This window comes from Hymenobacter sp. BRD67 (assembly GCF_013256425.1).
Classification (GTDB): Bacteria; Bacteroidota; Bacteroidia; order Cytophagales; family Hymenobacteraceae; genus Hymenobacter.
This window is the reverse complement of sequence record NZ_CP053904.1, coordinates 3966634-3991405: the sequence shown is the minus strand read 5'-3', so window position 1 is coordinate 3991405 and position 24772 is coordinate 3966634. Positions and strand designations below refer to the sequence as shown.

Genomic DNA, 24772 nt, shown 5'->3' with positions numbered 1-24772 from the left:
GCCGCTGGCTTTGCCGCTTACCCGGGAGCCCGGCCCGCGCAAAGCTAGGAAGAGAGTGAGACTGAAAATGAAAGCCGGCCAGCCGGGATGGTTGCCTTGCACGATAAGCGCAATTTTTACCTGCCGGCGGCGCTAGTAGCCAAACCACCGCCGGCTGGCCCCAGCCGTTTTACCTTTGTTCCAAGTCTATGATTCTTCGCGCCGAGCACCTCGTCAAGCAATACAAAGCCCGCACTGTCGTCAACGACATGTCGCTCACCGTGGAGCAGGGCGAAATAGTGGGGCTGCTGGGCCCCAATGGCGCGGGCAAAACCACCTGCTTTTACATGATGGTGGGCATGGTAAAGCCCAATGGCGGCCGCATCTTTCTCGACGATGAGGAGGTAACCCGCCTGCCCATTTACCAGCGGGCCCGGCGCGGCATGGGCTACCTGGCCCAGGAAGCCAGCGTATTTCGCGACCTGAGCGTGGAGGAGAATATCCTCTCAGTGCTCGAAATGACGGATATGCCCAAGCCCGCCCAGCGCGACAAGGTGGAGCAGCTACTCGAAGAATTCAGTCTGGGCCACGTGCGCAAAAACCTGGGCAAAGTGCTGAGCGGCGGTGAGCGCCGCCGCACCGAGATAGCCCGCGCCCTGGCCGTGAGCCCCAAATTTGTGCTGCTCGACGAGCCCTTTGCCGGGGTAGACCCGATTGCCACCGAAGAAATTCAGGGCATCGTGGCCCGGCTTAAAAACCAAAATATCGGCGTGCTCATTACCGACCACGATGTGCACAAAACCCTCGAAATTGTGGACCGCGCTTACCTGCTCTTCGAGGGCAAGCTGCTGAAAGCCGGTACCGCCGAAGAGCTGGCCGCCGACGAAACCGTGCGCCGCGTGTACCTGGGCCGCGACTTTGAGCTGAAAAAGCGTAAGACGTTTGAATAAGTGAGCAGGAAAGTGACGGAGGTAAATAAAGCGCTTGCCAGAACCACCGTTTTTCCCTTAATTATAATCTAGTAAGAAGTGCTCGACCAGCTACTTGCCCGCGCCGTTCAGCTTGGCAGCCTGCCCCGGCTGGCGCGGGTGCGGCACGAGCCGCTGGCCCGGCAGGCGGCCGTGCTGCGCTACCTGCTGGGCCGGGCGCAGGGCACGGCCTGGGGCCAACGCTACGGCTACGCGGCTAGTCTGAGCGCCCGCGAGTTTGCCCGGCGCGTGCCGGTGAGTACCTACGAGCAGCTCTACCCCGAAATCGAGAAGATACTACGCGGCCAGCCCGATGTGCTGTGGCCGGGCCCGGCCCCGCGCTGGCAAGCCCGCAGCAGCGGCACTACCAACGCCCGCAGCAAGTACCTGCCCGTAACGAGCGAGGCGTTGCACTACAACCACTACCGCGCCGGGCGCGACATGCTGGCTCTTTCGACCCAGCTCTACCCCACCCAGCGCCTGCTGCAAGGCAAAACGCTGAGTCTGGGGGGCAGCCTGGAAGCCAGCCCGTTTGGCGCCGCCCAGGCCGGCGATGTATCGGCCCTCGTGATGCAGAGCCTGCCCGGCTGGGCCCAAACCCTGCGCACGCCCCCTTTACCGCTGGCCCTGCTCGAGGAGTGGGAAGACAAGATTGAGCGCATTGCCCGGCACGTGCTGCGCCAGGATGTGCGCGTGCTGGCCGGCGTGCCCACCTGGATGCTCGTGCTGCTGCGCCGCGTGCTGGCCCTGGCCGGGGCCGCCGACCTACGCGAGGTGTGGCCGCGCCTGAGTTTGTTTCTGCACGGCGCGGTGGCCTTTGGGCCCTACCGTGGGCTATTTGAGCAGCTGGTGCCGGGCGGGCAGCTCCACTATCTCGAAATCTACAACGCGTCGGAAGGCTACTTTGCCTTGCAGGACGAGCCCGGCAGCCCCGACCTGCTGCTACTGCTCGACCACGGCATTTACTACGAGTTTTTGCCGGCCGAGCAGTACGACAGCCCCGACCCGCGCCCGATACCGCTCGAAGACGTGACCATCGGGCCAAGCTACGCGCTGGTTATCAGCACGAACGCCGGGCTGTGGCGCTACCTGGTGGGCGATACCGTGCGCTTTACCTCGCTGCGGCCCTACCGGGTACGCATTACGGGCCGTACGAAGCACTTTCTCAATGCGTTTGGGGAAGAAGTAGTGGTCGAGAATGCCGAGGCGGCCATTGCGGCGGCGGCGCATGCTACGGGGTGCGCCGTGCGCGACTTCACGGCCGCGCCGGTGTATTTTGAGGCTGGCCCCGGCACCTCGCGCGGGGGCCACGAGTGGGCGGTTGAGCTAACTGGCCCGCCGCCCGCCGATGCCGCCCGCTTCGGGCAGCTGTTGGATGAGGAGCTGCGCCGCCTCAACTCCGACTATGACGCCAAGCGCCACCGCGATTTGGCGCTGGCTCCTCCCCACGTACACTTTGTGCCGGCGGGCACCTTCGAAAGCTGGCTGCGCGGCCGGGGCCGCCTCGGTGGCCAGCGCAAAGTGCCGCGCCTGGCCAACTCGCGGCAGGTGCTGGAAGAGGTTCTCTCGCTCATGCCTGCTGGGCCGACAGGGAACGACTTACAGCAATAAAGTCCGCTACCTGCCTTCGGGCTACTGTGCCGTAGCTTGGCCAGCAAACCCCGGCGGCCGGGCAGACCCCTGCCGAGCTGCGGCCGCAGACTGCCCACCTCAACGCCGAGATGTTGGCCGCTTTCAACGCCTACAACGCCCTCATTATCATTGGCTGACCACGCCCGGCCCGGAACTTTACCACGACAAAGGCGGGCGGGCTATGCCCAAACGGAGCAAGGCTTCGAAGTCATTGCCGCCTCTCCTTTAGGGAATTAATATCTGGTTGAGCCTCAATAAATGGCGTTACTATATTTGTGCTAAATGTTAAGCGGTGAAGCATTTTAAAGGTGGATTATTATAAAATTTCTAATTTGATGCGCGATATATACATATTAACAAAGTTAATTTTTCATTGCCTATCTATACTCATCCTACCTGCCATAGGCTGTTTCACGGCCCACGCGCAACCTACCACTAGCTGCGACTTATTCACGCTTGAGTCCCCGTCCCCCAGCTTCCGAGGATTATACGCTAGTCATACCAGTGTTAGTGAACATTTTGCCATTGTGGGCGCCGAAGTGGGTGCCTCACAGACCGGGCCTGGTAAGGCCTACATCTACGAATACACCGGTGGGAACTGGGTGCTTCGCCAAACGCTGACTGCTCCGGTTCCCAAGCCTGGCGATACATTCGGGGCGCAGGTGTTTATTGATGAGAATACGGCGTTGGTTGCGGATATAAATTTCCTGCTGCCCGGCGCGCCCGGCACAAGCCGGGGGGCAGTCTACGTGTTCACCCGGCAAGGATCCACCTGGGTGCAAACCGGGTTCATCCTCAACCCCAGTATCGATATCTACGGGTTTGGAGCAGCACTCGCCAAAAGCGGCACCGATGTCGTCGTTGGCTATCCGGCCGGTAACATACTCCCTTTTGCCGTACACGTTTTTCGGCAGCCCACGCAGCCTATGCTACCCTGGACACTGGTAGCCACACTCACCCCAAGCACGCGCCCGCTGGGCTGGGCTTATGGCTTTAGCGTCGCGATTGAGGGCGATAATCTACTGGTAGGGGCCCCCGACTTTGATTCTAATGGCCAGCCCGCGGCTTATTTCTATCACCGCAGCCCCGCCGGCGTTTGGACGCTGTCACAGATGGAAGTCTATCCTGAAGCCAGTGACGCCGGGTTTAGAGTTGGCATTCATGGCAACTATGCCATCGTAAGTTCCGATAATAACTTAGGGGTGCGGTTCTACGAGTTGACTGCTAGCAAATGGGCGCTTCGGCAGACTTTGTTCAACCCCGATAGCCAGACGGGGCAATTCGGCTTTTCTGTTGCCCTGAATGGCTCAGTTTTATTGGTTGGGGCGCTGCTCGAAAGCTATCTGGTTAATGGAGTAAGAATTGATGCAGGGGGCTCCGTGTACCGCTACGAGCGGCGCAATGGGCTCTGGGAACTACGTCGGCGCTATAGGGCACCTGGGCCGGCCACCGGCGATCTTTTCGGGTCGTGGGTAGCCGTTGACCAGCGCAGCAACAACTTTATTGTAAGTGCCCCCGGTCGGTCGTCCCAGGGTGTGGCTATCGCCGGCCAGGCTTTTGTGCAGTGGAGCCCCGCTATCCTGCCGGCCGGTCCCTTCTGCGCCGATGCTCCCGCCGTGCTACTTCAGGCTACGGCGGCTGGCGGTATGTGGTCTGGCCCTGGCATTACCGATGCGCTAACCGGACGCTTCGACCCCGCTCAGGTCGGCCCCGGTACCTATGCCGTGGCGTATACGCTGGCGGCCGGTGGCTGCACCTTCCGCGACACGGCAGTTATTATGGTGCAGCCGGCGCTGCATGTTACCAGGCCCAGACTACCTGCCCTTAGCTGCGCGCACGATACTATCGTTACCCTGTCGGCCAACGTAGCCGGGGGCCTCTGGTCGGGCTCCGGTATTAGCAACGGCTCAGCGGGCTCTTTCAGTACCGCCGCTGCCGGGCCTGGCCGTCACGTCCTGACCTATTCGCTGGCGGGGGCTGCCGCTTGCAGTGGGCAGGATACGCTGAGCCTCGTCGTGCACCCGACTGTAGCGCATATCCTTAGCCCCACGCTTTATTTATGCCGCCTCGATACGGTATTCCAGTTGGCCGCTAGCCCTAGTGGGGGCAGCTGGCACGGCGCGGGTATCCTGAACGCCTCCCTGGGTAACTTCTCGGCCGCGGCCGCCGGGGCCGGCCGCCATGTGCTGCGCTACGAGCTAGGTAATGGAGCCTGCCAGGTAGCCGATTCCGTAATCGTGAACATCACGTCGCTGCCCGCGCCAGTGCTAACGCCCACCGGCCCCCTGCTACTGAGCTGCGGTCAGCTGCAAGCCACGCTGAACGTGGCCGCCGCTACCCCCGCCACGGTGCGCTACGAGTGGCAGTACGCCCCCAACGGGACCACCCCTGGCAAACCCTTGCCACGACCAACAACCAGACGGTTTATCAGGCGACGCAGGCGGGGCTCTACCGGGTGCGGGCCTCCGAATGGAATTGCGTGACCTTTTCCGCCCCCGTCGAGGTGCGGGTTGAGCCGGCCCTGGCTATATTCATTCCCAACATCTTCACCCCTAATCACGACGGAAAGAATGACGTGTTCGAGCTGAAGCTGCAGTATCCGCGTACCTTCCAGTTGCAGGTGTTCAACCGCTGGGGCCGCGAAGTATTCAACACTTCCACCTATGGCGACTTCTGGACCGGGAGCGGCGCGTCGGAAGGGGCATACTACTACCTCTGTCGCTACTCTACCGACTGCGACCCTGCGGAGCAAACGGTCAAAGGCTGGATATCGCTAGCCCCTTGAATAAGTAGCTGAAGGAGTGAGGTGGTCTAGCTGTATAGTCCCAAGGTGACTTTTCTACGGATAGGGACACAGCCGCGAAGCCTGGCGCGAGGTTTAGAATCAGGGACTGATGTTCGGGCTAGGGCGCCAGGCGTGGCTTAGGGCGCTTGTATGCCACTGCGCAGGGGTTGGCTGCAAATACTAGAGCACCCGGCGGTTGCGGCGCTGCTGAGCACGGGCTACGTCGCGGGGGTACAAGGGCATCTGCTTGGTGGCGGCTTTTTAAGAAACACACTCTGCCGGCCCGGTTGCGGCGGTTTTGGGATGCGGGTTAGGCCACCAGCGAGCAGTCACCTCTCTACTCGGTCTGCGTCACGATGTAATTGACCTTCACCCCACCAATGTTTACAGCGGAGCTGGAAGAGCCGAACGTAGCGCGCAGGTAGTAGGTGTAGGTCGTGTTGTCGATAGTCGCGCCTAGCACCGGAATGGTAGCCTGCGAAATGCCGGGACGATTCGTAGAGCTGAAATTAGCCAGGATTTGCGAATTGCCGTATTGTAAGTTGACAGCTACCAAGGCTAGGCCGACGCCGAAACTGCCGCCGTTATTGTAATCCTCGTAATACAGCACCAGGCTGTTGACCAGCGCTCCCTGCGGCAGGTGCAGGGGAGCGCGCAAAGAACCGTTGGTAGCACCAATATACACTCCTTCAGGAGGGGGGCCCGTGGTTAGGTACTTCGCATTGGCAGCGCTAGCGTCGGTGGGCTGAAAATCGTTGGTGCCGCAGGAGAAGGCATAGGCCTTGGGGGTGGCGTAGCGGTAAGCATTGGCGGCAGGCACTTGCACATTGCCGGCTACGGTCGCATCGCCAGCGCTACTAAGGGTGAGGCCGGCCGTGCCGCCGTTGCCCACCAAGGCATTAGTGCCGAGGTTCAGATTTTGGGTGGCCATATGGTTGCCCAGGTTGTCGCCACTACGCGCCTTATCGGCAAGGAAGAGCCAAGCGCCGCCACTATAGTAGTAGAATCCCTGGCGCGGGCCAGTTTGGAACACTAGAAGCCCGGTGGCAGGTGTGGCAATGCCGATGCGCGCAGCCGAGTCCATACGTGGAATGAGCAATCCCTTGCCGCTGGCCGTGATGTCGAGAACGGCCGAAGCGCTAGGGGGCTGGTTGGCACCGATAGTTACGCCTTGGGCAAAGGTGAGGACAGGGGCGAGTAGTAGGGCGCTGACTAAGAGTACTTTCATACCCGCGAAGGTACAGGCGGGTGGGGCTATGCTACGCCCTGGCGGCGGGCTTCATCGAGAGCGACGAGCTACCGATTACCCCACCAGAGTAGCGCGAACAGGGCGAGAACTAGCATAATGAGCCACGGTGGGGCCACGCGGACGCGATACCGTAGGCGACGACGGATTGGGGGCATAAGGATTATTATACGCTTAGGCGGCGGGGTAACAAAGGGGTGGGGATATTAGAGGCTACCTAGCCACAACAACGCACCAATTAGCACAGCAGCTGTTGCTACGTAAAAGAAGCCCGCACAGCAGCGCTTGGGGGTGCCCCTCGTCCGGGCCAGTCCCCTTAGCAGCCTTGTAGAATACGCGCAAAAGCACGAGCGCCAGCGGGATAGCCACTAGGCCCGCGCATAAATGATAAATGGGGCGCATCGACGGCGTATCATCCCATAAGAGCAGAGAGGGCATAGAGGCCGGAAGGATGGGGCTACTCTATACCCAGGCGGCGGGGTAACAAAGGGGTGGCGGGGTGAGCTAGGGCTGATGCGCTAAGGGGGTGCTTTTCGGCCACTCGGCATCGGTAAAGAAAAGGGTGCGGGCTATTTTCTAGTATTTCTACCGGCAATGAAGTTATACCCGACGAATGCTAGTATCGCAACGCCCACTATCTTGACAAGCAGGAAGGGCAAATCAAGCATAGATGTTTCGTTCAGCAGCAGGGAGACGAGCAAAGGATTCATACCTGCGAATGTATGACTGCGAGGCTACTCTACAAAAAGCCATAGCTGCACTGGGCAACCACGGCTTTTTGCGTCTATATATATCTTATATATTATATGCATACTCTGCCACCCAGCGTAACGCACGAACGACTTGGCCAGCAGCGGCCTGCACCAGATACAGGCCAGGCGCCAGACCTTGTAACCCAACGCTGGCCGAAGGGGCGGTGATCACCAGCTGGCCCTGCGCGTCAAATATCCGCACGGCTACCGGCCCGGTGGGCAGGCCCAGCAGCTGCACCTGGTGGCGGGCAGGGTTAGGGGCTAGGCTCCAAGTGGCAATAGCAGCAGGAGCAACTGTGGCCAGCGCGGTAAGGTCGGGAATGTAGATAGGCAGTGGGTTGGCCGGCGACTGGCCCAATTGGCCCCAGGCAGCCCTCTTGGCCACGACGGGAGCGCCTCCGGTTGGTCGGAGGCCCAGCGGTCAAGTACCTTGCTCCTCGTCCAGCCTAGTCTATTATACTCAGTTACTTGATCAATTCAGGCCAACAAGGTACAGTAGCTATTGCAGAACTTCCTGGGCAGCTTGCTTAGCAGCAGTTGCTGAATGCGTGAAAAAGCGCGTTTGATAGCCTTTTTAGGTCGGTTTAACTTATAGCGTCCTCGTTGAACGATGTTACGTCGAGTTCTGCAACAGCCACTCAAGCTTTTAGATTTGGTACCTTATTCCTCTATTTCCCTTGCCACCTTCGCTTCTATATGAACAACACTTACTATGAACAACACTTACTCTTTTTTGCTAATTCGTTGGCTGCGCGGCTTGTCGTTAGTGCTGGCCCTTGGGCTAGCAGCAGGACCAGCTCAGGCACAGTTTGGCGCGGTCATGAATTATTCGACCGGCTCGGGTACTACGCCATTTTGCCTGACTTTACACGATTTTAATAATGATGGACTATTAGATATCGCCACAACTAACTATGGAACCAAGACGGTGGGTGTACTGCTAGGGCAGGTGGGTGGCGGCTATGCCCCTGTCGTGACGTATGCCACGCAATCAGCGGCTCATCCTTTTGGGATTGCTGCCGGTGATATAACCGGCGACGGCCGACCAGACCTAGTAGTTGCCAACAGCATTAGTGGCGCAACTACTGGCACGGTGAGCGTGCTACCGGGCCAGGCGGGTGGCACCTTTGGCACGGCCACGCTGGTAAACGTCGGAGGCAACCCGGTAACCATAGCGCTGGGCGACGTGACGGGCGATGGTCGGCTCGACATCGTGACGAGTCTCAGTAATGGTAGCGGCAGCAGTGTAGTGAGTGTGGTGCCAGGACTGGGCAGCGGCACTTTTGGTACGCCGTACGTATATGGTGACAGCTACGGCAGTCGAACGGGCTACGGGGTGGCGCTGGGCGACCTGAACGGGGATGGCCGCCTTGATATTGCCGTAACCAACTTGGACTCCGGTTCTGGTACCACCGTGGAAGTATTACTAAACCAAGGCGGCAATGTATTCAGTGCTCCGACTGCCTACGCTACGGGCAGCGGCAGCACGCAGCCTACGGGCATAGCTATAGGCGATATAAATAACGACGGTCGGCCAGACCTAGCCACAACCAACTATGGAACCAACACGGTGGGCGTATTGCTCGGGCAGGCGGGTGGCACCTTTGGAGCGGCAACCACCTATGCCACGGTGAATGCGGGACCGCGAGCACTGGCACTAGGCGACGTGAACGTTGACGGCCTACTGGATATCGTGACGGCTAATTTTAACGGCAGCTCAGCTAGCGTATTACTAGGTCTCTCAGGCGGCGGCTTCGGCGCGGCCTCTCCTTATACTATTGGGGCTAATAGTGCTCCCTGGGATGTGGCGCTGGGCGACCTCGATGGCAACGGCAGCCTTGATATTGCCGTCACTGGTCGAAGCAATAATGCTATCGGGGTATTGCTTAATACCCTGACAGCACCGACCAGCGTGGTGTCCATCAACCGGGCGGGCAGCAGCCCGACCAATGCCAGCACCGTGAACTACACCGTCACCTTCGCCGCTCCGGTCACGGGGCCCACGACGGCCAACTTCGGGCTCGCCACTACCGGCAGCGTGGCCGGCGCCAGCGTGGCCAGCGTGAGTGGCTCGGGCACTACCTACACCGTGAGCGTGAACACCGGTACCGGCGACGGCACGGTGGGCCTTAACCTGACTAATGCTGCTGGCCTGAGCCCCAGCCTCAACAATACGCTGCCCTTCATGGGACAGGTGTATACCCTTGATAAAACCGCACCCACAGTGGCTATCAGCTCAACGGCCGGTGCCCCGGGCAGTCAGACCTCTACATCTCCGCTTGCCTTCACTGTGATCTTCTCGGAAAGCGTTACGGGCTTCGCACAGGGCGACCTAACGGTGACCAACGGCACGGTAACGGGCTTCACGGGCTCGGGCACGACATATACTTTCAACGTGACCCCGACCACAGCCGGCACCGCCACCACGGTGAACGTGCCCGCCAACGTGGCTGTGGATACGGCCGGCAACGGTAACACGGGTGCTACGAGCGCCTACTCGCTCACGTACCAGCCGACGGCGGTTACCTGGAACGGTAGCGTCAGCAGCGACTGGTTTACGGCTGGCAACTGGACCCCGGCGGTGGTACCCACTACGGCTGTTGATGCCACCATCCCGGGCGCGCCCAGCGGCGGCCGCTTCCCCGCCATTGCGTCCGGCACGGCTAACGCCCGCAACTTGGCTCTCAATAGCGGGGCCACCCTCAACCACAGCGGCGGCACGTTGACCCTGACCGCCAACCTGACCAACAACGGTAACTATATTGCCACCGGCACCAGCACTACGATGTCGCTGGGTACTACCACCCTAGCTAGCATCCTGGGCAGCAGCAACACCCGCTTCTACAACCTGACCATCGGTGTTAGCGGGGCACAATCGAGCACCTCGGCCAGCACCTCGGTGCAGCGCCTGCTCACGCTCAATGGCAACCTCGCTACCAATGGCAACCCGCTCACGCTGCTTTCCTCGGCTAGCGGCGATGCGCTGGTCTACAACAACGGGGGCGTGGTAACGGGCGCGGCTACCGTGCAGCGCTACATCGACCCCAGCCTGAACCCAGGCCTGGGCTACCGTCACTATTCAGCGCCGGTAAGCAATACCACGGTGGCTGACCTGACGACCAGCGGCTTCACGCCCGTCGTAAACCCGACCTACAACACGTCGCCTACGCCTACGCTGGAACGGCCTTTCCCCACCGTATATGGCTACGACCAGAGCCGACTCTCGCTCACCAACAGCTCGGCGCTCTTCGACAAGGGCTTCTTCTCGCCCAATGCCCTGAGCGACCCGCTCGTGGTGGGGCAGGGCTACACCGTCAATATTGGCGCCTCGGAGCTGGTAGATTTTATGGGTACGCTCAACAACGGCAGTCTGACGCTGAACCTGGCCAGCAACCGCAGCACCTACAACAACGATGGCGGTTGGCAGCTGCTGGGTAACCCCTACCCCTCGCCGCTCGACTACAGCCTGGTAGCTACTACTGACCGCCAGGGCCTCGATGCCGCTATCTACGTATTTGGCAGTACTGCCCAGTACCAGGGCCAGTACCGCAGCTACGTTAATGGCATCGGCGGCAACCCTGTGCTGCCCTCGGGGCAGGGCTTCTTTACGCGGGTAAGCAGTGGCCAGGCCAGCGGCTCGCTCACTTTCCGTAACAGTCAGCGGCTGACTTCGCCCAATGGCACTACGTTCCAGCGCACTACCGAAACCCGGCCCCTGGTAAAGCTCACGCTGAAAGGCACCAGCGGTACTGCCACCGACGATGCCTACGTGTACTTCCAGAATGGGGCTACCGATGGCTTCGACGCCCAGTATGATGCCGTGAAGCTGCCCAATACCTCCGGGCTGAACCTCTCGACCAGCATCACTGGCCAGCAGCTGGCTATTGATGGCCGCGCCGAGCTGGGTACCAGCCAGCGCGTAGTACCCCTGGCCGTGGGCGTGCCCGCCTCAGGCACCTACACGTTCACGGCCGCCCAGCTGCTGAACCTGACCAACGTGCCGGTGTACCTGCGCGACCTGCAAAGCGGGGCCGTTATCGACCTCGCCCAGCAGTCTACTTACCAGTTTACGGTCACCAACGCCACTACCCTGATTACCGGCCGCTTCGAGCTGGTGTTCTCCCCGCAACAGGCACTGGCGACCGTATCGGCCGCCCTGGCCCAGCAAGTTGCCCTCTACCCGAACCCCGCCACAAAGCAGGCGTTCGTGGAGCTGCCCGTCAGCCTCGGCCGCCAGGCCGTAACGGCTACGCTGCTCGATGCGGTAGGCCGTGAGGCGCGCACGGTAGTGCTTCCGGCCCAAGGTGCTGCTCCCCATCAACTCGACCTGACGGAGCTGCCTACCGGCATCTATATGCTGCGCCTTAGCACCAGTGCCGGCGTAGTGGTGAAGAAACTCGTGGTAGAATAACTCCACGGCTTGGCGGGCGGCCGGCAAGCGTCGGTTGCCCACCAAGGTTCTTTGGTTTCATGCATTCAGCTTTTCACTTTCTTGCTTTGCCCCTGGGTCGTAGTAGTCCGTTGTTTTTGATACGCCTTCAAAAAACCCTATCTGCCTCAGATGGGGCTTTTTTGTGACCTTACCCCACCTGTTTATGAGTACCCCTGCGACTGTGCGCCAGGCCAACCTCGACCAGCGTAACCTGCGGATTCGGGATGCCTTTTATAAGCGCTTTACCAACGTACCCCGGGCCCAGCGGCCCGAACGGGAGCTAGTAGTAGCGCAGCTGGCAGGGGAGTACTTTCTGAGTGCGAAGCCAGTGGAGCTGATTGTCATGCCGAAAGCGCGACAGTGCCTCAGATAATTAGCCAAAAAGTTCCGTTGTAAACCAGTGTAAAGCCTTGGGCGGTAGTGCCCCCGCAATCCTGGAAGGTTGAGACATTAGGATACGCGGTTTTGTTCTGCCGAATGCCCCGCGTACCGGCGTTTATCATCGCCTTTATGTCGTCGGTGAAGAAGAGCAGGACTTGTCCAATGGCCGGATTCGTGGGCAGGTTTACCGTATAGATACCTGTGAAATATACTGCCTGATTGGCCGTCGAGAGCGTAATGCCGCTGTTACTACTAGTAATGGTAATTGACGAAAAGCCAGGACCCTGCGGCCCCACTGGGCCAGTAGCACCGGTAGCACCAGTGGCACCGGTTGGTCCCTGCGGCCCGGTCGCGCCGGTGGCACCGGTTGGTCCCTGCGGCCCAGTAGCGCCTGTTGCGCCAGTAGCGCCTGTCGGGCCGGTGGCCCCCAGTCGTGTCCATGCGGGAGCAGCGGCGGTACCCCCGTTATAGAAAAAGCCGGGTGTGCCATCCGTTTGGTAGACGAGCAGGCCCGGAGCCGGGCTTCCAATCGTACTTATCTGCGAAGCGAGTAGGCGCGGCACTAGCAAGCCCTTGCTTGCGCTTCTCAAATCCAACACGGCACTATTGTCGGGTAGGGCCGCGGCGCCAATGGTGACCCCTTGCGAGAAGCCAGAAAGGCTGGTGCCTAAAAGCACGAGTACAAGGAAAAGTCTAACCATAAGGGTATTAATGACTTATTGGCTGGAAATATACCGAGTATATTTGAATTACGCAAACCCATTTGCCTAAAATGCAAAACCAGCGGAAGGTCATTAGAAACTCGTTACCTGTTCGGTGTTATTAAGCAGCCTGCAGTTCAAACCGGAGCTCTCCTATAGCTAAACAATTGTGTAATACAGGGCGTTAGACCATAAGCAGTCTAGCTGCTAAGTTAGTTTGTCTTCATAGCTCAGAAAGGCCTACTCGTTTCGGGTAGGCCCTTTTATTTCAAACTCCGCTTAGTAAGGAAACTCCGCAATTTTAATTCGGTAATTCCAATCCTGTAAATAAGTATTTGTGCTGAGGGGCCAGAGAATAGATTGTCGGAATTTTACATACGAAAACAAACAGCCTTTTCCGCTACTATCCTTAAGCCCAGCGTCGGCCCCCCATACTGGCGACTGGCACTACTTGGCAGCCAGCTAAGCCTTACCAGAAACTGGTACACCTAACAAGTCCTGGCCTTGCGGTCAGGACTTTTCTTTGCGCCCAGGACCTTCTACGCCTTCCGCTTGCTCTGGCCCGTGGCGCAGCTCAAGCACGGCACCTACTTACCCCAGCGGCTACAACCCACGCCGGCGCCGGCGAGCTAGCCTATCCTCTTCGCGGGTCAAAGCCGGGTGCAGTTGGTGCTCGTAGTAGCAATCCCAGGGTCGTTGTCAATCCGGTACACGGGCGCCTCGTGGGGCTGGCCAATGATATTGGGCACTCTTGCTTGCCGCGCCAAATGACGCGCTGCATGGGCGCGCCCTGGGCCAACTTCACGAAGCTGCCAATGACATACTTAAAGAAGGCTTGTGGACGACGCATGGGTGGGTATGAAAAAGCCCCGCTGGCGTGTGCTGACGGGGCTTTTATTATTTAGGCATTGAACTGATGGTATCCAAATACAGCAATTCGGCATCAACATAATGGACAACTAGGTTTATTAAAGACTTTAAATCTTTCATATCTTTTTCAATCCACTTACGCACATAATGAGTTTCGTCATTACCTAGCCAAGTTGCACGCTCTGCTACTTCCTTTATCCTTTTGTCATCAATCTTTTTAACGCACGGGCCCAGCATAGTTTTCTTGATAACCTCAGCGTCACCAGGCACTTTATCAATCAAATAATCTTTAACGAGGAACTCAAGAGCTTTGCGATATCCTACCCCTGCGATTCTATCAAGCTCTGCTGCTTCAGCACGTTCAGTCTGATGATAAATAGCCACAAAATCCGGAGAAAGTTTCTCTATGAGCGGAGAAAAGCTTGAGCTTACAGTTTGATTAGGGATAGATATTTTAATAAAATCATAGCAAAAATTATTAGAAGTAAAGCTACTTTTATGATGTTGTCTGTACTCAGCAACAAAGACTTGCTGACAGACTTTGCTAGTACATTTAAAAGCAACATCCAATTGCCCCATATTGGAGAAGTCTCGCAAGGATGCTCCCATTGCGGTTGGGTGTATGAAGCAATGGCAAAAAGGACATTTGTTAGGTGATGTACCTAGCTTAACAGACAGTTTCCCGAATGTTGTGTCAATTACTATTTCTTCCATTAAGGGTGCGAGTTACGGTTTATGATTTTAGTCAAACCGGGGGCAATAACTTAAAATACCCCTCCAGCGCACCGCTAGAGGGTATATGTGGGCAATATCGGACTCGAACCGATGACCTCTACCATGTCAAGGTAGCGCTCTAACCAGCTGAGCTAATTCCCCGGTTTTGAGCGGCGCGGCGGGCGCTTCAGGACAAAAGTACGGCAACCGACGCGTTGCCGGGTACTTTTCGCGCAACTTTCGGCGCCGCCGGGCGTTGCTAAGCGAATGAAATACCTGCTTTTACTCCTCGTTTCGCTGGCGGCCACCGAAGTCGCTCATGCCCAGGTGCGCGGCCTGCCCTCGGCCGGCGATTATTCGGAAGGCCAGGGCACTACCTCGCGCAATACCGGCTTTGGCATTAAGGGCGGCCTGAGCTACAGCGACTTAAAAGGCAGCGGGGCCGGCATTTTCACCAATCTTAACCAGCTTAAGACGTTTCACGCCGGGGTGTATGGGCAGTATGGCTTCACGCACTTTGCCTCGGTTCAAGTCGAGCTGCTGTACTCGCGCAAGGGTTTCCAGGCCGATTCCAACGGCTTGAAAAGCCAGCAGACGACGCAGCTTAATTATATAGAATTACCAATATTATTTGTAGGCAATATTACCGAAACCCTGAGTATTCACCTGGGGCCACAGGTATCGATGCTTTCCAGCGCCCGCACCGGCAGCCAGGACCTCGATATCGGCCAGAGCGGCTACAACCGCTTCGACTTTGGCGGCATTGTGGGGGCCGAGGCCCGGCTGGGGCCGGCGCGCGTGGGCGTGCGCTACGATTTGAGCTTTGCCAACCTCTACAAGAGCGGCTCGGCCGTAACGTACAACGGCCACCCCATCAGCACCCTGATTACTGACAACAATATCCGCAATTCGGTGCTGCAAGTGTACCTGGGCATCGGCATCGCCCACTAGCCCGGCAGCGCCTTTCTTTGTGGCTATGCTGCTTTCTGTTTTGCCGGCCGCGCCGGCTTGGCTGGCTTCCTACCAACACCACGAGCTGCTGCTGGGCCGCGGCCTGGGCGTGCTGGGCGCCTGGGCGCTGCTCAACCTGGGCCTGAGTGGCTACCAGCTGCCGCGCGCCGACCGGCGCACGTGGCTGCATCACTTTCACCTGATGAACTGCGCCTGGGCGTTTGTCAACTCCGTGCTCGCGGCGGTGGGCATTCTGCGCACGCATCCCGGCCGGCCCCTTTCGGCTTCACGCCCGCAGCCGCGCTGACCGACGAGCAGCTTACCGGGCACGTTTTTCTTTTTAATGCCGCCCTCGACGTGGGCTACCTGCTTATTGCCCTGTGGCTGCTCACCCGCGCGCAGGCGCCTGCGGCCACCCGCCCCGAACGCCTGCTGGGCTACGGCCGCTCGGTGCAGCTGCAGGGCGCATTTCTGCTGGTGTTCGACCTGGCGATGTGGGCGCTACTGCGTTAGAAATATAGATTATTAAATATACAGAAAGGCGCTACCCAGCAAAGAGCAGCGCCTTTTTTAGTGGCTGACCAGCAGAGCTTACGACGCGCTGCCCGCCAACAGCTTTTCCTCAATCTTTTTGTTAAAGGCAGCCAAGTCTTCGGGCTTGCGGCTGGTGATGAGGTTGCCATCGACCACAACTTCCGAATCCTGCCACTGCGCGCCGGCGTTGCGCAGGTCGGTTTTGAGGCTGGGCCAGCTGGTCATGTTCTTGCCGCGCACCTGGTCGGCCTCGATAAGCGTCCAGGGGCCGTGGCAGATGGCCGCCACCATCTTGCCCGACTGCATAAATTCGCGCACAAAGTTCACCACCTTCGGCTCCAGCCGCAGTTTGTCGGGGTTAATCTGGCCGCCGGGCAGTACCAAGGCATCGTACTGGCCAACGTGCACGTCGTCGATTACTTTATCCACGTCCACCTTGTCGCCCCAATCGGTTTTATCCCAGCCTTTTATAGCGCCGGCTTTGAGAGAGATAATATCCACCTCGGCCCCTTCGCCCTTCAGGTATTTCTGGGGTTCGGTAAGCTCCACCTGCTCAAAGCCATCGGTGGCCACAATGGCAATGCGCTTGCCCTTCAATTTATTGCTGCTGAAAATAGACATCGTACTGGTGTGGGGACTACTGAAAGCAGCAGCACTTGCTGCCGCAATGCCCGGCTCTACGCGGGGCTTTCGCCCTGGGTTGCTATGGCCGGGCTTACCTAGTCGGCCTGGCCGGCGGCGCGGCGGGCCTTTTTCAGCTCCTGGCGCACGGCCTTTACCCGGTCGTCGAAGCCATCGGGGTCGTAGTCGATGCCCGGCACATCAAGCTCATCGAGCAACTCCATGAGGGCATCGGCGTGGTCGGTGCGGGTGCCGGCGGGCAGCTTCACAAACGTCATCTCCGACCACAGCAAAGCCAGCAGGCGGTGGCCGTCGTCGGTACGCATCTGCATCTCTACCAGCAGATTAGAGTTGTCGAAATGAATAAGCTGAGTACGAATACGCACCAGTGTTCCCTGCCGCGCCGGCTTCAGGTAGCTGATGTGGTGCCGGGTAATAACCCAGGCGGCCTGCTGCTCGCGGGCCAGCTCGCCCATGTTCAGGGTGTAGTGCTCGGCCACCTGGTCTTCGCGGGCATTAAGAAAATAGTCGAGGTAGCGGGCGTTGTTGAGGTGCCCCAGCATATCACAGTCCTGAAAATGAATGCGGTGCTGAGTTTCGGGAGTGCGGAGCAAGGTAGCCATGCCGCAAAGGTCGGGCAACTATTGGCATAGCCCTCCAAATTACTCGGCACGCATACTACTTTGGGTAAAAGCTGCTTATCTTTTCGGCCTCATTCTCAGTAGTCAGCCCCGCTTATCCTACCTGCCATGTTTACGCTCACGCCTGCCCGCGCCGCCACGCTGCGCGCTGTGGCCGACTCTTTTATTCCGGCCGGACCAGGTACCGACGGCCCGCCGCCGGGCTCGGAGCTGGTAGACCTCGCCAAGCTGACGGCTGCCATCGGGGCGCAGCCCCTGGGCGCGCAGGCTGAGTTTGGGCAACTGCTTGATTTACTGAACCAACCCATAGCAGGCCTTTCGTGGTGGGGACCGTTGCGGCCCTTCCGGGCGCTGAGCCTGACGCAGCGCGAGCAGCTGCTGCAAAGCTGGGCCGCCTCGCGCCTGCCGCTGCTGCGCAAAGGCTTCCATGCGTTGCGCAAGCTCTGCACGTTTTTATACTACGGCGGTAGTCCGGCCGATGGCTCGCTCAACCCGGCCTGGGCGGCGCTGGGTTACCCCGGCCCGGCGCTGCCGCCCGATAGCGGCCCGCCCGTGCTGTCTGAGCGCCCGCTTAAGCCCCTGGCCCCTACTGTTGATACAACTTACGACTGCGATGTGCTGGTGATTGGGTCCGGAGCCGGGGGCGGCGTGGTGGCCGGCGAGCTGGCCCAGGCCGGCCACGAGGTGCTGGTGCTGGAAGCCGGCCCCTACTACCACGGCCGCGACTTTACGCAGCGCGAAGTAGATATGCTGGGCAGCCTCTACGACAGCCGGGGCGCCCTCACCACCCGCGATGGCAGCGTGGGCATTCTGGCCGGGGCCTGCCTGGGTGGCGGCACCACCGTTAACTGGGCCGGCGCGTTTCGCACCCCCGACTACGTGCTCGAAGAATGGGCCACCGAGCACGCGGCCCCGCAGTTCATCAGCCCCGAGTTTGGCCAAAGTCTTGATGCCGTGGCCCAGGCACTGAGCGTGAATACCGACTACCCGCGCCACAACGGCCAGAACCAGGCGCTGCTCGATGGCTCGGCCCGACTGGGGCAGGCTACCAAGCTTATTCCACGCAATGAAAAGGGCCTTGATGACTCGGAGGCGCACTTCAAAGCCCTCGGCTACTCTACGCTGGGCGATGCCTACGGCCTCAAGCAGGGCACCCTGACTACCTACCTGCGCACGGCCGCCGAGCACGGCGCCCGCCTGCTGCCCGATACGCGGGTAGAGCGGGTAACCATTGTGGCGGGCCAGGCTACCGGGGCCGAGGCCGTGCATACAGCGGCCGGCGGCCGGCTGGTGCGCATTACGGTGCGGGCCCGGCGGGTAGTGGTGGCGGGCGGGGCCATTCAGACGCCCGCGCTGCTGCTGCGCTCGGGGCTGCGGCACCCGCACCTGGGGCAGCACCTGCACCTGCATCCTACGGTGGCGGTGGCCGCGCACTACCCGCAAGCCATGCACTCGTGGCACGGCCCGAGCATGAGCGTGGTCAACGACACCTTTACGCGCTTGCACGGCACCAGCTTCGGCGTTAAGCTCGAAACACCGCCCACGCATCCGGGCCTGCTGGCGATGGTGCTGCCCTGGCAGAGCGGCGCGCAGCACCGCCAGATGATGAGCGCTGCCGACCATCTGGGCTCCTTCATCGTGCTCACCCGCGACCGCGACGGCGGACGGGTGCGCATCGATAAGCAGGGCAAGCCACTCATTGATTATCAGCTGTCAGACTTCGACCGCAGCAATATGCTGACCGGGGTGCAAGCCGCCGCCGAAATCCACGTGGCGGCCGGGGCACACACTATTTACCTGCCCCACGGCACCCTGCCTACGCTGCACGCCACCGAGGGCCTGCTCCACAACCCGGAGCTCCTAGCCCGACTGCCCAGGCTGAGCTGGCAGCCCAACAGGTTCGGGCTATATAGCGCCCACCAAATGAGTACCTGCCGCCTCGGCGGGCAGACAGCTACGCACCCGCTGCGACCCACCGGCGAAACGGTTGAGGTGCGAGGCCTGTACGTAGCCGATGGCTCGGCCTTTCCGGCGTGCAGCGGTGTTAACCCAATGCTTACCATTATGGCGCTGGCGCACTATACCGCGCAGGGTCTGAAATAAGGCGCTATTTTGGGTTGAAACCGCTTTCCGAGCGAAGTACGAAACGTGTCGTATATATTACGAAACGCTTCGTACATGCTCTCCCTTTCTTTTGCCGCTATTAGAGCTGTTTAAGAAGGGAATTCGTGAGCCGGCAGCCCGCCCACCGCAGCGCTCTTTCATACACTTCATTAATATCTTTATTATCAGCTCATTACCCAATAATTAGACTGCCTTCACCCAGCACTTTCTTATGAAAGCCTACGCCTACTTTACCCGGAGCCGCCTGCTTTTGCTGGGGCTCGTAGCGGTGCTGGTTTTTGGTAGTTGTGGCGGTGGGGTGCACGGTTTTTTGCAAGGCTTGGGCGAACGTCGCCGGACCCGGCTGCACAGCATATTGATGCAGGAGCACATGCGCCGGGAGGCAGCCCGAAAGCTCACCGGCCGGCCACGGCGCGAGGCGCTCCGGCAAGCCGAGCAGACGAGTGAGGCGCGGCTCGATAGCCTGTTGCCTTCCAGCTATGAACAGCGCAAGCTGCAGCACCGCTTCGGCAAAATAAAGCGCCAGCTGCGGCATCAGTGGTCGCAGCCAGCCGCCGCCCGACCTTAAGCGCTCATTTTGCGTACTGAAGGCCATGCTCCATCTGCCGGCAGGCTCTCGCACTATGTATTTTTTTTCCGCGCTACGGCCATTGCTGGCTATCACCCTGCTTGCCACCGCCAGCTGCGCTATCTTTCACCGCCACCACGATACCCCGGCTGCCGTAACCGAGCCCGTACGCACGACCGACTCGCCCACGCCGCCCACAGCCGCCCGCGACCTCGCCGATGCCATGACAACCGTGCTGCACCTGCGCCCCGACCAGACTACCAAAGTGCGCCAGGTATTGGCTGCCACGGTGGAGCAGGTGAATGCCGCCCGCAAGCAGTACCCGGCCCAGTCGCCCCAGCTCAACGCCGCCCTGGCCCACATCAATGCGTCGTCCGACAAGCAGCTGCGCCAGATTCTCGGCCCGGCGGCTTATCAGCAGCTAAAGGCCAAGCAGACCCAGATTCAGGCCGAAATGCTGCATCATTAAGTTGTTGGGGCACTAGCTTAGAAAGTGCTATACTCTTCGCAGCAAGCTAGAGCCATCATTTTCGGTTACCATATTTATTGCTATCCCGCACCTATTGAGGGCGAGAAAGTGCCCAGCTTGCTTCTTTTCGTCCCTTCGTGTTACGCAACTTCCCGCCTTACCGCACCCGCGCTTTCGGGAGCATCTTTTCAAATACCTTTGGCAGCCAGCGCTTTATTACCACTCCGTAGGTTTCGCGGCCGCCGATATTGATTTCGCTTACACCTTGCCTGATGGCTCGCACGGCACGACGGGCAAACTCAGCCGGGGCCATGCCGCCGGCCGTAGCCGCGTCCATAGTGCCCAGGGGCTCACCGTTACCGGCCAGCGCATTTACCGACACGTTGGTATGAATAAAGCCCGGGCAGATAAGGGTAATCGTGATGCCCGTGCCGGCCAACTCGGCGCGCAGCGAGTCGAAAAAGCCATGCAGCGCGTGCTTGGAAGCCGCGTAGGCACTCCGGTAAGGCGTACCAAATTTGCCCACCAGGCTACTGATAACTACTACTTGCCCAGTGTTTTGTGCCAGTAGTCGGGGCAACACGGCTTTAGTCAACCCTACCGTGCCAAAATAGTTTACCTCCATCAGGCGGCGGTCTACGGCCAGGGTAGTTTCCAGCGCCAGCGCCCGCTGGCTAATGCCCCCGCGTGCACCAGCACATCGAGCCGGCAGTAATGGGCCCACACCGTTGCTACCGCGGCTTCAAAGACCGCGGGCTCACTAAGGTCGAGAGGTAGCACCAGCACTTCGGCCGGGGCACAGGCGGCCTGCACGCGGCGTAGCTCCACCTCCTTGCGGGCCGAAAGCACCAGCCGGGCACCCTGCCCCGCCAGCTCCATGGCTATTGCCTCGCCGATACCCGATGAAGCGCCCGTTATCCAAACTACCTGCTTAGCAAAACTCATAGGGGCAAGATACCGGCGGCCCGCGAAAGTGACGCCGACAGGCCGCAGCCGCTTCGGCGTAGTGGCTTTATAAATACCTGAGCAGCAGGCCCAATAATTGCCGTACCCGCGAAGTATAGGGCGGATAAAACTGCTTGATGCCTGTAAAGCCCACGCGCTGCCGCAATACGGCTTTTTCGTTGCTGAACGCCAGAAACCCCGCGTGCCCGTGCGCTTTACCCAGGCCGCTGTTGCCGACGCCGCCAAACGGCAAATCGGGGTGGGCGAGCTGGATAATCGTCTCATTTACTGCCGCCCCCCCGGCCGCGATACTATCGAGCAGGTAGCGCCGATTGGGGCCGCTGGTCGTGAATACGTACTGCGCCAGCGGCGGCAGCCGGGCGTTGACATACGCGGCCGCCTCGGCCAGGCTACGAAAGGTGAGCATGGGCAGCAGCGGGCCGAATATCTCCTCTTCCAGAATGGCCGCGCCGGCTGGCACTTCGGTAAGAATAGTAGGCTCAATATAGCACTCGCGCTCGTCTACGCTGCCGCCCTGGGCCACGGTGGCCCCGCGGGTTTCGGCATCTTCGAGCAACGCGGCTAGGCGGGCAAAATGATGGGCATTAACGATGCGGGCAAACGACTTCGAGGCTTTCACAGCCTCGTTGTCAGGGCCATAGTAGCGCCTGATAACCTGCTGCATCTCCAGCAGCAACTTAGCCTGCACATTTTCCTGCACCAGCAGGTAGTCGGGGGCCACGCAGGTCTGGCCGGCATTGAGAAACTTCCCCCAAACTATTTTTTCGGCCGCATCGCGCAGGTTGGCGGTTTCATCCACAATGGCCGGGCTTTTGCCGCCCAGCTCCAGTGTTACGCCGCTCAAATGCTCGGCAGCGGCGCGCATCACAATCTTCCCAATCTGCGGCGAGCCGGTAAAGAAAATATGATTCCAGGGCAGGCGCAGCAGTTCGGCAGCTACTTCCTTGCCGCCTTCCAGCACCAGCACCTCGTTGGGCAGAAACAACTCTTCGCACAGCCGGCGCAGCAGCGCCGAGGTAGCGGGCGTTTGCTCGGCAGGCTTGATTACTACCGCGTTGCCGGCCGCGATGGCCGACACCAGCGGGTCGATGGCCAAGTAAAACGGATAGTTCCAGGGCGCAATAATGAGCACTACGCCCTTCGGCTCTACCTGCACCCAGCCCCGCGTACCCAATAAGGCCATGGGCGTGCCCACAGCCTGCGGAGCCAGCCATTTTTTCAGCTGCTGGCTGGTGTGCCGAACCTCCGTCAGCGAAGGCCAGATTTCGGTAAGGTCGGCTTCCTCGGGCGGCTTTTTAAAGTCGGAGTATAAGGCATTTTGAATATCCTTGCGATGCGCCAACAGCCAGTCGGCCAGCCGGCCCAGGCGCTGGCGGCGAGCGCTCACATCGGCGGCCCGCAAAGCAGGGGCCTGCGCCCGCAGGGCGGCAAACGCTGCGGCAAACCGGTTGGGCGCCGACTCAGCCGACTCAGAAGCTAGCGCGTTGGTAGTCAGGGTGCCAGCGGGCATCATACCAAAGCCGGCTGCGGGCACAGGCCCGGCAGTGGGCCGGGCCGGCCGGAAAGCTGAAAGGTACGTACCCAAGCTGTCCGCCGCAAGCCACGCGCATATAAAAGCCCGCCTCTGTCAGGAAGCGGGCTTTTGTATAGCAAAGCGTCTGGCTTACAGAATACTTTTCTTCACCGTGCGGTGGCCATTCTTGTCGATGATAATCTTGGTGCCATTAGCTTCCTTGATTTTCACCGAGCCGTCGTCGTGGCGCTTGATTTTGGCGCCGTTCTCGTACTTCACCTTGTGGCTATCGTCTTTGTTCTCCACCTTTTTTACACCCGAGCCCTGGCCCACGCTGGTATGCGCTACGGGGCGGGCAGTAGTGGTTGTGGTGGTAGTAGTGGTGGCAGTAGTAGTATAAGGACCAGCGTAATAGTTGCCCTGGTTGTCGGTGTACGTGCGGTAGGCGGTGGGGTCGGTTACCACGGTTTTTACCTCGGTAGTGGTGCGGTCGTTGGCAGCTTTCACGGCCGCATAGCGGCCCGTAGTGTCGGCAATGTAGCGGCTGTCAATGTCGCGCAGGGCACGGCCCCGGTTGTAATAAATCTGCTGCAAGCGGGCTTTGGCGGCCGCATCGCTCGTGCGCAGGTCGGCCGCTACGCGGTCGGCCAGCTGGTCGGCGCTGGCGCGGTAGGCAGTGGTGTCAACGGTAGTCGTCGTGGTGGTAGTGGTTTGGGTGGCGCTACCGGGCACGGCCGTGGTGTCGGTGGTTTCGGTTTTCTTTTCCTGCGTGCAGGAAGCAAAGGCGAAAGAAGCGGCCGCGGCCAGTAAAAGAAGGTTGGAGTTCATTGGTTTAGCACGAAATACAGTGCGGTTTTTTCAGCACCTGGCACCTCATACGCGCTCCTGGGAAACGATGTTGCCAGCCCTTATACAAAGCGCTGGCAATCAATCATCGGGTAGTGCCGGGCTGCTTACCCGTTTACCACTGAGCCGCCGTTGGGGTGCAGTGTCTGGCCCGAAAAGTAAGAGGCATCTTCCGAAGCCAGAAATACATAGGCGGGGGCCACCTCGGAAGGCTGGCCGGCGCGGCCCATCGGCACGTCGTGGCCAAACACCGGCAGCTTGAGCAGCCCCGTACCCGTTACGAACGGCGTCCAGATAGGCCCCGGCGCGACCGAGTTTACCCGTATTCCCTTCTTGATGAGCTGTAGCGACAAGGCCCGCGTGAAGCCTTCGATAGCACCCTTGGTGGAGGTATAGTCAACGAGCTGTTCGTTGCCTTTGTAGGCATTCACCGAAGTAGTATTGATGATGGCCGCGCCCTCCTTCAGATGCTTGAGCGCGGCCCGCGTAATGCGGAACATGGCAATGATGTTGAGGTTGAAAATGCTGTCCAGCTCGTCATCCGTAATTTCTTCGAGCGAGTCGTACCAGTTTTGCTCGGCGGCATTATTGACCAATATATCCAACTTTCCATATTCGGTTACGGTCCGCGTCACTACTTCGTCGCAAAAAGCGGGCTGCTTGAGGTTGCCGGGCAGCAGCAGGCAGCGGCGGCCTTCGGCCTGCACCAGCTGCTGGGTTTTTTCAGCATCCTGCTGCTCACCGGGCGTGTACACGATAGCCACGTCGGCTCCTTCGCGGGCAAAATGCACCGCCACGGCCCGCCCGATACCCGAGTCGCCACCCGTGATAAGCGCCGCTTTGCCCTGCAGCTTGTCGGCTCCCTTATAACCGGCCCGAATATGCTCGGGCTCGGGCGTCATCTTGTATTCGAGGCCGGGATGACCAGCCCCGGCATCCTGGTGCTGGGGCGGAAATAGTGAGGGCTTGTCAGACATGCTATACCTAAGTGCTTTAGTGAAAAGTAACTTAACGGCCGGGTGCTACGCGGGTTACCGGCCAGCGGGACTGTTGACTAAAAAGCCGGTTCTTTGCGACGG

Annotated in this window: 21 protein-coding genes, 1 tRNA gene and 1 pseudogene; 12 read left to right on the top strand and 11 right to left on the bottom strand. The window is 59.7% G+C overall.

Features of this window, described 5'->3' with window-relative positions; translation table 11 throughout:
* The first annotated feature begins 188 nt into the window (after positions 1–188).
* The 4 genes from lptB (at position 189) to GKZ67_RS18640 (ending at position 5364) form a co-directional block, all read left to right on the top strand.
* Positions 189–929: an LPS export ABC transporter ATP-binding protein gene (lptB, locus tag GKZ67_RS18655; protein WP_173245421.1), complete on the top strand. Its 741-nt coding sequence runs from the start codon at positions 189–191 to the stop codon at positions 927–929.
* Between the two features lie 78 nt (positions 930–1007).
* On the top strand, positions 1008–2558 hold the full coding sequence (locus GKZ67_RS18650) for a GH3 auxin-responsive promoter family protein (RefSeq protein WP_173245418.1): 1551 nt from the start codon (positions 1008–1010) through the stop codon (positions 2556–2558).
* 548 nt (positions 2559–3106) lie between these two features.
* Positions 3107–5062, top strand: coding sequence for an FG-GAP repeat protein (locus GKZ67_RS18645; RefSeq protein WP_173245415.1), 1956 nt, complete (start codon positions 3107–3109; stop codon positions 5060–5062).
* Positions 5059–5364 carry a gliding motility-associated C-terminal domain-containing protein gene (locus tag GKZ67_RS18640; RefSeq protein ID WP_173245412.1) on the top strand — a complete coding sequence of 102 codons (306 nt, stop codon included), beginning with the start codon at positions 5059–5061 and terminating at the stop codon, positions 5362–5364. Before GKZ67_RS18645 ends, GKZ67_RS18640 begins: the two co-directional genes overlap by 4 nt.
* A gap of 337 nt (positions 5365–5701) precedes the next feature.
* Here the strand turns inward: GKZ67_RS18640 and GKZ67_RS18635 are convergent, their stop codons facing one another.
* Both GKZ67_RS18635 and GKZ67_RS18630 read right to left on the bottom strand, forming a co-directional pair.
* Entirely contained in the window at positions 5702–6592 is an 891-nt protein-coding gene (locus tag GKZ67_RS18635) for a hypothetical protein (protein ID WP_173245409.1), read from the bottom strand.
* 813 nt (positions 6593–7405) lie between these two features.
* Positions 7406–7747, bottom strand: coding sequence for a T9SS type A sorting domain-containing protein (locus tag GKZ67_RS18630; protein ID WP_173245406.1), 342 nt, complete (start codon positions 7745–7747; stop codon positions 7406–7408).
* Positions 7748–8182: 435 nt separating this feature from the next.
* On the opposite strand from GKZ67_RS18630, the gene GKZ67_RS18625 reads away from it, so the two are divergent.
* A complete protein-coding gene (locus GKZ67_RS18625; RefSeq protein ID WP_173245403.1) occupies positions 8183–11773 on the top strand; it encodes an FG-GAP-like repeat-containing protein in 3591 nt (1196 codons plus the stop codon).
* A gap of 184 nt (positions 11774–11957) precedes the next feature.
* Positions 11958–12167, top strand: a complete 210-nt coding sequence (locus tag GKZ67_RS18620) for a hypothetical protein (RefSeq protein ID WP_173245400.1) — start codon at positions 11958–11960, stop codon at positions 12165–12167.
* On the opposite strand, the gene GKZ67_RS22715 is transcribed toward GKZ67_RS18620, so the two are convergent.
* The 3 genes from GKZ67_RS22715 to GKZ67_RS18605 all read right to left on the bottom strand — a co-directional run bounded on the left by GKZ67_RS22715 (position 12160) and on the right by GKZ67_RS18605 (position 14622).
* Positions 12160–12852 (bottom strand): hypothetical protein, encoded by a 693-nt coding sequence (locus GKZ67_RS22715; protein WP_217278625.1) that lies wholly within the window; start codon positions 12850–12852, stop codon positions 12160–12162. The two genes, GKZ67_RS18620 and GKZ67_RS22715, sit on opposite strands and share 8 nt — an antisense overlap.
* Before the next feature lie 921 nt (positions 12853–13773).
* Positions 13774–14460: a DUF4145 domain-containing protein gene (locus GKZ67_RS18610; protein WP_217278624.1), complete on the bottom strand. Its 687-nt coding sequence runs from the start codon at positions 14458–14460 to the stop codon at positions 13774–13776.
* A gap of 88 nt (positions 14461–14548) precedes the next feature.
* Positions 14549–14622: transfer RNA gene (locus GKZ67_RS18605), tRNA-Val, on the bottom strand.
* Between the two features lie 105 nt (positions 14623–14727).
* Between GKZ67_RS18605 and GKZ67_RS18600 the strand changes: the two genes are divergently transcribed.
* The 3 genes from GKZ67_RS18600 to GKZ67_RS25345 are packed head-to-tail and all read left to right on the top strand — an operon-like array spanning position 14728 to position 15924.
* On the top strand, positions 14728–15411 hold the full coding sequence (locus GKZ67_RS18600; protein WP_173245397.1) for a porin family protein: 684 nt from the start codon (positions 14728–14730) through the stop codon (positions 15409–15411).
* Positions 15412–15436: 25 nt separating this feature from the next.
* The gene (locus GKZ67_RS18595) at positions 15437–15718 is read left to right on the top strand and encodes a DUF6992 family protein (RefSeq protein WP_173245394.1); all 282 of its coding nucleotides are present in this window, start codon (positions 15437–15439) and stop codon (positions 15716–15718) included.
* Positions 15619–15924 (top strand): DUF6992 family protein, encoded by a 306-nt coding sequence (locus tag GKZ67_RS25345; RefSeq protein WP_410505090.1) that lies wholly within the window; start codon positions 15619–15621, stop codon positions 15922–15924. Before GKZ67_RS18595 ends, GKZ67_RS25345 begins: the two co-directional genes overlap by 100 nt.
* A 78-nt stretch (positions 15925–16002) precedes the next feature.
* Here the strand turns inward: GKZ67_RS25345 and GKZ67_RS18585 are convergent, their stop codons facing one another.
* Both GKZ67_RS18585 and GKZ67_RS18580 read right to left on the bottom strand, forming a co-directional pair.
* Entirely contained in the window at positions 16003–16566 is a 564-nt protein-coding gene (locus tag GKZ67_RS18585) for a type 1 glutamine amidotransferase domain-containing protein (RefSeq protein ID WP_173245388.1), read from the bottom strand.
* Between the two features lie 98 nt (positions 16567–16664).
* On the bottom strand, positions 16665–17189 hold the full coding sequence (locus GKZ67_RS18580; protein ID WP_173245385.1) for an acyl-CoA thioesterase: 525 nt from the start codon (positions 17187–17189) through the stop codon (positions 16665–16667).
* A gap of 126 nt (positions 17190–17315) precedes the next feature.
* Between GKZ67_RS18580 and GKZ67_RS18575 the strand changes: the two genes are divergently transcribed.
* From GKZ67_RS18575 to GKZ67_RS18565, 3 genes are all read left to right on the top strand, one after another.
* The gene (locus GKZ67_RS18575; protein ID WP_173245382.1) at positions 17316–19310 is read left to right on the top strand and encodes a GMC family oxidoreductase; all 1995 of its coding nucleotides are present in this window, start codon (positions 17316–17318) and stop codon (positions 19308–19310) included.
* 232 nt (positions 19311–19542) lie between these two features.
* Positions 19543–19899, top strand: coding sequence for a hypothetical protein (locus GKZ67_RS18570; protein ID WP_173245379.1), 357 nt, complete (start codon positions 19543–19545; stop codon positions 19897–19899).
* A gap of 55 nt (positions 19900–19954) precedes the next feature.
* Positions 19955–20368 carry a hypothetical protein gene (locus tag GKZ67_RS18565; protein WP_173245377.1) on the top strand — a complete coding sequence of 138 codons (414 nt, stop codon included), beginning with the start codon at positions 19955–19957 and terminating at the stop codon, positions 20366–20368.
* Positions 20369–20525: 157 nt separating this feature from the next.
* On the opposite strand, the pseudogene GKZ67_RS18560 reads toward GKZ67_RS18565, so the two are convergent.
* The 4 genes and pseudogenes from GKZ67_RS18560 to GKZ67_RS18545 all read right to left on the bottom strand — a co-directional run bounded on the left by GKZ67_RS18560 (position 20526) and on the right by GKZ67_RS18545 (position 24670).
* A pseudogene (locus tag GKZ67_RS18560) lies at positions 20526–21247 on the bottom strand (SDR family oxidoreductase).
* Between the two features lie 133 nt (positions 21248–21380).
* Entirely contained in the window at positions 21381–22868 is a 1488-nt protein-coding gene (locus GKZ67_RS18555) for an aldehyde dehydrogenase family protein (protein ID WP_254244931.1), read from the bottom strand.
* 129 nt (positions 22869–22997) lie between these two features.
* Positions 22998–23675: a hypothetical protein gene (locus GKZ67_RS18550; RefSeq protein ID WP_173245374.1), complete on the bottom strand. Its 678-nt coding sequence runs from the start codon at positions 23673–23675 to the stop codon at positions 22998–23000.
* A 125-nt stretch (positions 23676–23800) separates the two neighbouring features.
* The gene (locus tag GKZ67_RS18545) at positions 23801–24670 is read right to left on the bottom strand and encodes an SDR family oxidoreductase (RefSeq protein ID WP_173245371.1); all 870 of its coding nucleotides are present in this window, start codon (positions 24668–24670) and stop codon (positions 23801–23803) included.
* Positions 24671–24772 lie beyond the last annotated feature (102 nt).